Consider the following 8,395-nt stretch of genomic DNA (forward strand, 5'->3'; position numbering starts at 1 on the left):
AGTAGGACGTCGCCAAGCAACTTTAAGACGAGTCAGAATGACTCGTCTTTTTTGTATGCTTTCATACCTCTGTTAATTGCCTGCTTAACTCCTTCTAAATAGGCGAATCCATGCCTTTTATCTGGTTCTAAGTAAGTACCTTCTGCCCATTCATTCCACGCATTAATAAATAAAAACTCGCTGTTGTAAAGAGAATAGGTACGCTGGATTTGTTTGCTTAAATATATCGTGAACTTACCAGGGGTAGAACCTAGGAAGATACTGCTATTTAAGTCTTTGCGGCGTGCTGTATTGTCCCAGTCAACAAAGGCACCAGGAAATGTTTTTTTCTCTGGAGGAGATCGCTTTAGTATATACATCCACACTTTATCATAATCCCAAGCGTTTATTTGTTTACCAGACTCATATATTGTCTTATTTATGTCTGAAGAGCTATCATGAGCAATTGTATAAAAAGGCTCGAATTGAATGCTAGCATCAAATCCATTTATATTAGGAAGTGGAAAGCTGTTTAATGTTTCTGCAAAGTATATACCTTTCAAACCATTTTCTTGTGCGAGTGTATTCCAATAATGAAGCATTTGTTCACAATGAGGGATATGCCCGGGACGATAAATAATGAATAGTGGTTTATCGTCTATACGGATATATCTCTCATCTTGGAAAGCTTGCAATAAATACTCAAAGTGTTCTTTCCAATCCGATAATTCTCCATAATTTTGAGGCATTAATATGTGACTATCAAGACCATCCCAAGTTTTTGTCCACGGTTCATTTGCCCAAGAAAGGCAAAATGGAAAATCTGGTTCCTTCATCTTAAGTACCTCATTAAAGGGTGCCTCCAATAGCCTCTTCCCTTTAAACCAGTAATGGTAATAACAAAAACCATATATGCCATGTGCTTTGGCGATTTCTGCTTGCCATTTTCTTACGGATGGGGTGGTTAAGTCATAATAAAAATCTTGATAAGGTTCTCTAGGTTGGTAATGTCCTGAAAATAAAGGTCGTGCACTTTTAGTATTTGTCCATTCAGTAAACCCTTTCCCCCACCATCGGTCATTTTCTTTTATTTGATGAAACTGTGGTAAGTAAAAAGCGATTATTTTCAAGATATATCCCCCTTATGTTCTTCGTAGTTCAAGTGGTGGGAAGTTACTTTTGATTTTTCGAATCTAGTTAAAACATGAGATATGTTATTTACTTACTGTGTTTATGCTGCATAATGAATTCTTTTGTGCAGTTTGCTTGATATGGAAATCTTTGATGATTTAATATATACGGCTGAGATACAAAATGATCTTCATTATACAATGAGCGAAAAGAGTTAATCTTTTTGGAGAACAAATAGAGCTTGGGGTAACCGGTTTGTATCATCAAAAAAGTCCCGTAGCTTTAAATACTTCTCATAGTGGTTTTTAATATAAGTTCTAGGTATAACGGTTTCCCCATAGAAGCTACTGTTTCTAACGTCTCCAGCTCCCGTAGGGCTGTGGATAAAATTGCCGCTTTCATAATCCGAGATGGCACGATTTATATCTGGAAAAGCATGAGATAAAGTTTTATGCCATCCCGTTTGAATTAATTCAGGGTGTTCCTTAAATTGTTGACAGAAATCGAGAAAATAGCGTGCTTGTGTTGTGGCGATGAAGATTCCACCTGGACGAAGAATTCTTGAAAATTCCTTTATCCAATTTTCTGCAGTTTCTTCGGATAAATGTGAGAATACAGAATAAGCGAATATGATGTCTAATGAATTGTCATTAATAAATTCTACAGGAGGTTGTGGGGGAGCTATTTTATATCTGCCTCTTCCTAACGTTTCGTTACAAAGGTTAATCATTACAGGATCTACATCAATACCAAGTAAATTTTTATGGCGAACATCTTTGAAAAAGAAGCGTATGATTCTTCCCCATCCGCAACCAAAGTCTAAAATTTTCCGTTCTTTATTCAAGGGAACGCCTAAATTATGGGCATATGTTTTTACAAGGCTATAAAACAAATATGCTTCATAAAGAGCATGTTCATAGGAAGCACCTACAAACTGTTGTTGAATTTCTTCGGAGGGGAACATAGGTACTGGGATGCCATTTATCTTTGTTTGTGAGCAACTTTGTATAAATAGATTAAGAAGTTCAACATCAGAAAGTGGGCTAACAAGGTTATCAAAATCACTTCCTAACTTAAAGTTATTCATTTGTTAACCTCCAAATTATATAGTGCCTAAAAATCATTTTCGTGTTTTTTACTAATAAAAACATGTAGAAATTCAGCATCTAACCCCAGTGATCTATCCTTTTGTAAATAAACAATGGTATACATATTTGCATGTGTATAAATATATTCAATCATATCTTGACCCCAATCAAATGTTACTAAAGACCCGTTCTCATCAATAGGATTACCATGATAAATTGGCTCCTCAATATATTCGATTCCTTCTTTATTGATTCTTGCTCTTTGTAAAGTCTTTGTGAGTGTATGATACCAAGGGACAGTAAACACATGAGCGCCGCCAGGCTTTAATACACGCTCTATTTCTTTAAAGGCCTTGTTTGGCTCCATTACATGTTCAAAGACATCTTGAGTAATGAATAAATCAAAAGATTCATTTTGAAAAGTCATGTCTTCTAAGTTCTCGCATCTAATCCCTTGAAAGTATTGGCCGAGAGGGTAGTTTTTAAAGTATTGAGAGTATGTATAGTTTTTGCAGTTTTTTATTAGTAGTTGAGTTGTAATTCCTCCAGGAGAGGATTCGTGAATATGATAGGAACCCCATTTTGGAAAAAATGTATTTAAAACATGGATTAGAGCGCGCTGCCTTGATATAGAGTGGCATGTAGAACATAAGTAGTGATCTCTAAGCCAATCATTATGCTCTATAAATGTAGCTTTCTTCTCACAAATAACGCAATATCCATTATTGTGCTTCAAATTACCTTCCACATGACATCACTCCTGTGTAAAAAAAATGCATATGACACACACGTCAACAATCAGCGAAATCAAAGAGAGTGGGTGGAAATTAGGGAACTCATAAAAGTGAGATTGGTAGAATGGAATAATTAGCGGGAGAGAACCCCACGCTAATTAAAGTTTCACTTTATGCTATGCGATACATTCGCTTTTATTCATTGAAGAATGTATCGACTTAGAATATCCCTTTTGTGTACGGATACATTTCAAAGTCTTGTGCATATATTTCTGTAACTAAATCCATGGTTTCTTTATCATAAAAGCTTTCATATGTTGGAAAGCGGGGGAAGGATGCATCTGTAATGCTAAGTTCTGCATAGCTTCCCGTATAAAGCATCGTATGAGCACGATGATGATCTGAATTTGTAAGAAGCGCTAAATTTGATTTAGTCAAATCGTACGTGTGTTCTATCTTGGTGATTTGTGTATTAAAATCTTCTAAAGGAATATAGCATTGGATGAAGTTTTCTTCACCTGGGACGTATTGCTGACTAAAATGTATATCTATTGCTAGGGAATTGGAACCGAATGCTTGAACGTAATATAAAAATTGTTTAAATGATATTCCTTGATTACTATATTTGTCATTATAAAAATAATGCCGGATACTTTCCCATTGAGGGCTAGCATATGGATTGTCAGCAAGCAATAAAAAGGAGCTGACCGCCCTTGTATAGGGATTCCGTACAAGTTTACAAACATCTTTTTTTGCTTCTAGAAGACCATTTTGTAACTCTGGTATGTAGTTGGTGTTGTTTTTATACACCCAGAATTCATAGTAATGAATAAAGTCATGGTATTTCTTTGCTTCAGTAAATAATCCAATTTGAAAAAAGAACCAATTAGCTAAAGTAGTACATCCGCTTCTATGGCTCCAGAATAGTATAAGTGGAAAGTCTTTATGGAAATGTGGGATTCGATCTTTATGTAGGATTACATGATTTAAAAGCTCTTGATTTACATTCTTCATACATGTAGTGCTCCTTTTTGAAAGTTTTATTTATGGAGAAGGTTTTTAAATAGAATAAACGAGAATATGAGAAGGCAAGTTTTTACTAATCCAATATATTCATGGGAATGAGTAAATATTATGAGTGTTTTTGCGGTCATCTTAAATAAGGTATCGATTCTAAAAGGAAAATATAAAATAAAGATAATGAAAATTTATAAGGGGCATACAATTATAAGAGAATGAATAATAGAGGTGACCAAGTTCGTTTATTTGTATTTCTAGGTGTGATAAGCAAAAATCTTATTACTAGAGAGGATATTATGAGGAAGAATAATTATTTAATAGTAGGTGGAAATAGTTTCATTGGTATAAACCTCGCATTAGGTTTATTGAAACAAGGTCAAAATGTAAAAGTATTTTCCAGACATATAAATAATTTCCCTCAAAATATTATAAGTGAGGTTGAATTTATTAAAGGTGATTTAGCGAATGTTAAAGATATATATAAAGCTTTAGTGAGTGTGGATATTATTATTTATTTAGCTGCAACGTCTAATGTAGCAACTTCAATTGAAGATGTTTTCGAAGATATAAACAGTAGCTTTTTTTTTCTTAACTTCATGGAAAGTGTTAAAAATTTTCCTGTTAAAAAAATTGTATTAGCATCTTCTGGAGGCACGGTTTATGGTGAACCGGAATATTTACCTATTGATGAGGAACATCCATTAAAACCACTTTCTCCTTATGGAATAACAAAAGTATCGCTTGAAAATTACTTGTACTTTTATAAGAAAAAATACGGAATTGACTATGTTGTATGTAGATATTCTAATCCATATGGAAAATATCAAAATCCTTTAAAGAAAGTTGGGGCAATAAATTGTTTTTTGTATCAGCATCTCAGTAATGAAAAGATTAATATATATGGGAATCCACAAGAGATTATTCGAGATTATATTTATATCGATGATTTAGTTGAAATCACTATACAACTATCACAATTAAATCGTTTGAAATCTTGTGTGTATAACATAGGGAGCGGCAAGGGTCTCTCTTTAAAACGAATTATAGTAGAATTGGAGAAATTAACGGAAAGAAAAGTGGACTTTACCTGCTATAAACAAAGGCAAGAAAATGTTCAAAAAATCATTTTAAATATAGATAGAGTAAGACGAGAATGTAATTGGGAACCGAAAATAGATTTCAAAAGTGGAATTAGATTAAATAAGCTATGGATTGAAGAGTTCTTATATAGTAAAAAATAATAAGCCATGCCCTACTTTTGTATCAGTAGAGCGTGGTTTATTATTTTATTTCTTTTTTTATTACCCAAAGGTCTTGATGTTCCCACCAAAAACCTTCAGTGTATTTTTTGATGACAGGGTTATAGGGTAATAATTTAATTTTGTCACATACGTAAGAGGGACTAACGATCGTTTGCCCGTATTGATGAACATCTAAATCAAATTGTTCACTAGAAGGGAGAAACCAATAACCCTGTTTATTTAAATCTGGAAAGCTGAAGTACTTTTTACTTTGATAACCATGAGTTGTGAAAATGAGTAAGCCTTCAGGAGAAACAGCATTATACAATGTTTGAAGCCAACGAAACCAAGTTGTATCAGGCATATGAGAAAAAAAGGATAGACAAAAGACGATATCATACGTAGACGAGGCCAATTTTACTTGTTCAGGTTCAGGGTGAGATAAGATAGAAGAAGTATTTAATGTGTTTTCAATAAAAGTAATAGCCTCTTCATGTATATCACAGGTAGTTATACTTAAGTTCGTTTGTGGGTTTAATAAATGACGTGTTACGCAGCCATATCCGGATGCGAATTCTAATAATTTAATTGGAGTGTCTATAGGGGGATAAAAGGAAGTAATTAAATCTAAGAGTGTTTCTGCGGATTTTCTCCCATCTTGAAAATAATAATCTATCGCTTCTTTTTTAGATGGGAAGACTGGATTAGTGACAAGGAATTGAAAGATATGATCCTCTGGATGGATACTTGCATTTACATTGTAGTTGTGTGCAATTTGAGAAAGCAAATCTTTATTTGCTTCTATAAATTCTTTCAAAGAGTAACCCCCCTTAAATGATAGTAACGTTTTACAAGAGATACTGATGGCGAAGAAAATATATCATTAAATCTTCAAATATGCTTTAAGGTACTTTCTATATGTGTACATTTTCTTTTTTGAAATGTCGTCGATAGTAAAGGTTTCTTTAATGAAATTCTGCATTTGTACAACTTCACTGTAATGGGAATATGAATCTTCTGTTCTCGTTACGCTATTTGTATGTCGTCTATGATAGTTTAGCGGTTTTGGATTGAAATAAATGTTCCCCTCTTTAAGAATAGAAACATAGAAAAACCAATCACCAGCTACTTTAAACTTTTCTAATTGTTTTTCTGTTGTTTTTATATCTATGTTTTTAAAAACTACACTTGAGACATTAGGTATGGTGTTTTTGATAAGTAATGTATCTTGTATTTCATCTATCCCTTTTCGGAAATAAGAACTTTTCCATTTTTCTTTATCAATGTCATTTGTGTAATCTAAATAATGATTGGCTAGGATATTTCCTTGTTCATCTATTTGTTTTGATTGTGTGTAGCTTAAGGTAACATCACCATTTATATGAAACCCTTGTATTACTTCTTCTAAAAATGTCTGATCACATAAGTCATCGGCCTCTGCAATCCAAATATAATCACCGGTTGCTGCAGAGATGCCTTTTATCCATTGTTTAAATACAGAACCAGAGTTTTTATTATTAATAATCTGCTGAACTTTTAGGTGGGGCTTATTTTCGTTTGAGAGCACCTGTTCAAATATAGATACGCTATTGTCAGTGGAGGCATCGTCTAGGAAAATTAGTTCGTAAAGGGGATAGGTTTGGTTTAATATGGATTTAACTCGGTCAGATAAGTATTTTTCGTAATTATAGTTAGGTATGATTACGCTTATTTTTTTGTAATTATGATCAAGTAGGTTTAACAGTTGATAAATGTAATGAAGAAAGTTGAAATCTTTTTCAATAAGCTCTTGGCCAAAGCACCCTTTTTGTAATCGTAATTCTTCATCTCCAATAAATTCATATATTCTTTCCAGCACCTGCGGTAAATTTAAAAAATCTACTAAGGCGCCAGTTTGTTCCGTAACAACATCTTCAAAACCTCCAGCGTGTTTAAACCCTATAACAGGGACTTTTGTATCTAATGCCTCTAAAACAACGTTTGGAAAAGGATCTTCTCTTGAAGTTAATAAATATAAATCAGCCCCGGCGTTATATAAACCGATATCTGGAGTAGGCTCAACTAATGTGAAATGTGCTGTATATCTTGGGGATAGCGTGTTAAAGAAATGAACATCCGTTCTCCCGACCCAGATAAAATGAATATTCGTATGAACCTTTCTTACTGAGTAAGCAATAAGTGAGAATAAATCTATCCCTTTCCGATGATCAGCGAAACCTACTCCTAAAATGATTTTGCTATCTAGAGGCAGGTTGTGTTTTTTTCGTAATTCGCTTCTAGCTTTTGCAATATTGTTCTTATAAGGATTGTGGTTAAACAAGCCTTGAGGGAGGATGTGACATTTTTGATGATCTAATTGGGTGATTGTACGGAATTTTTCATACACGTACTGTGAAGGGAAGACAATTTTGTAAGCAAACTGGGCAATGTTTCTAGCTTTCCCCTCGGCAGAGTACTGTTGTATTAAATGCGGCAATTCATGTATTAATGAAATAACTTTTATATTGTGTTTAGCTAGCAATGCAACTATATCACCACTTATGACGGTACTACATATGGCGATGGTATAGTCTTGTGATAGTAACTTCTTTATTAATAATTCGACCCTTTTTTCTGTTGGGTAGTCTTCCTCTAGGCAATAAACAGGACCATACTTTTGAAAATCGTGGATTAAAATGCCCGTTCCAATAGAAATAATTGCGACGGAGTAATGAAAGTTTTCTTTAAGAGCTTTAATAGTATGTAAAGAAAGCAGCTGTGCTCCGTGGAAATGGGCATCATGGGATACATAAATGATCTTCTTATTAACATGCATTTCATAACGCCTCCTAAGTTAATTAGATTTTTAGTAAATGCATGGTGTATGTATAATTCCTAAAGAGAAGTGGTAGGAGATAATTGTGAATGCAGCTGGAATGTACTCGAAATAAAAAGTGCTACCTTTAATATATATTTGTTTGGCTTGCTATTCATTCTTTAGAAAGGTGTAAGTAAGAAAGTATAAACTGTCGATTATGAAAGTGATTGCACCAGTCTATTAATCTCTAGGAACGGAGTATAAATGAAGAAGGTTCAATACCCTTTAGAATTTATAAAATAAAAAGGATAAAAGGTATTGACGATTAGTATATAGAGGTGTAATATAGGACAAGTCGCCGATAGCAACAACGCAGAAAGCGACAAAAGAAATAAAAAAACTTGG

Annotated in this window: 7 protein-coding genes; 1 reads left to right on the forward strand and 6 read right to left on the reverse strand. The window is 33.7% G+C overall.

Annotated elements, in window-relative coordinates; genetic code table 11:
- Positions 1-32 precede the first annotated feature (32 nt).
- From AB3X49_RS14100 to AB3X49_RS14115, 4 genes are all read right to left on the reverse strand, one after another.
- Positions 33-1,109, reverse strand: coding sequence for a glycosyltransferase WbsX family protein (locus AB3X49_RS14100; RefSeq protein ID WP_078203762.1), 1,077 nt, complete (start codon positions 1,107-1,109; stop codon positions 33-35).
- Between the two features lie 215 nt (positions 1,110-1,324).
- Entirely contained in the window at positions 1,325-2,197 is an 873-nt protein-coding gene (locus AB3X49_RS14105; protein WP_059038011.1) for a class I SAM-dependent methyltransferase, read from the reverse strand.
- Between the two features lie 26 nt (positions 2,198-2,223).
- A complete protein-coding gene (locus tag AB3X49_RS14110; RefSeq protein WP_367962838.1) occupies positions 2,224-2,946 on the reverse strand; it encodes a class I SAM-dependent methyltransferase in 723 nt (240 codons plus the stop codon).
- A 205-nt stretch (positions 2,947-3,151) separates the two neighbouring features.
- On the reverse strand, positions 3,152-3,946 hold the full coding sequence (locus AB3X49_RS14115; RefSeq protein ID WP_367962840.1) for a sulfotransferase family 2 domain-containing protein: 795 nt from the start codon (positions 3,944-3,946) through the stop codon (positions 3,152-3,154).
- Positions 3,947-4,248: 302 nt separating this feature from the next.
- Between AB3X49_RS14115 and AB3X49_RS14120 the strand changes: the two genes are divergently transcribed.
- Positions 4,249-5,193: an NAD-dependent epimerase/dehydratase family protein gene (locus AB3X49_RS14120; RefSeq protein ID WP_367962847.1), complete on the forward strand. Its 945-nt coding sequence runs from the start codon at positions 4,249-4,251 to the stop codon at positions 5,191-5,193.
- A 40-nt stretch (positions 5,194-5,233) separates the two neighbouring features.
- Here the strand turns inward: AB3X49_RS14120 and AB3X49_RS14125 are convergent, their stop codons facing one another.
- Positions 5,234-6,010, reverse strand: a complete 777-nt coding sequence (locus AB3X49_RS14125) for a class I SAM-dependent methyltransferase (protein WP_367962843.1) — start codon at positions 6,008-6,010, stop codon at positions 5,234-5,236.
- A 66-nt stretch (positions 6,011-6,076) separates the two neighbouring features.
- Positions 6,077-8,008, reverse strand: coding sequence for a glycosyltransferase (locus AB3X49_RS14130; RefSeq protein ID WP_367962845.1), 1,932 nt, complete (start codon positions 8,006-8,008; stop codon positions 6,077-6,079).
- Positions 8,009-8,395 lie beyond the last annotated feature (387 nt).

Origin of the sequence: Bacillus sp. C30, from assembly GCF_040838255.1 — a bacterium.
In the GTDB taxonomy this organism is placed as follows: Bacteria; Bacillota; Bacilli; order Bacillales; family Bacillaceae_G; genus Bacillus_A; species Bacillus_A mycoides.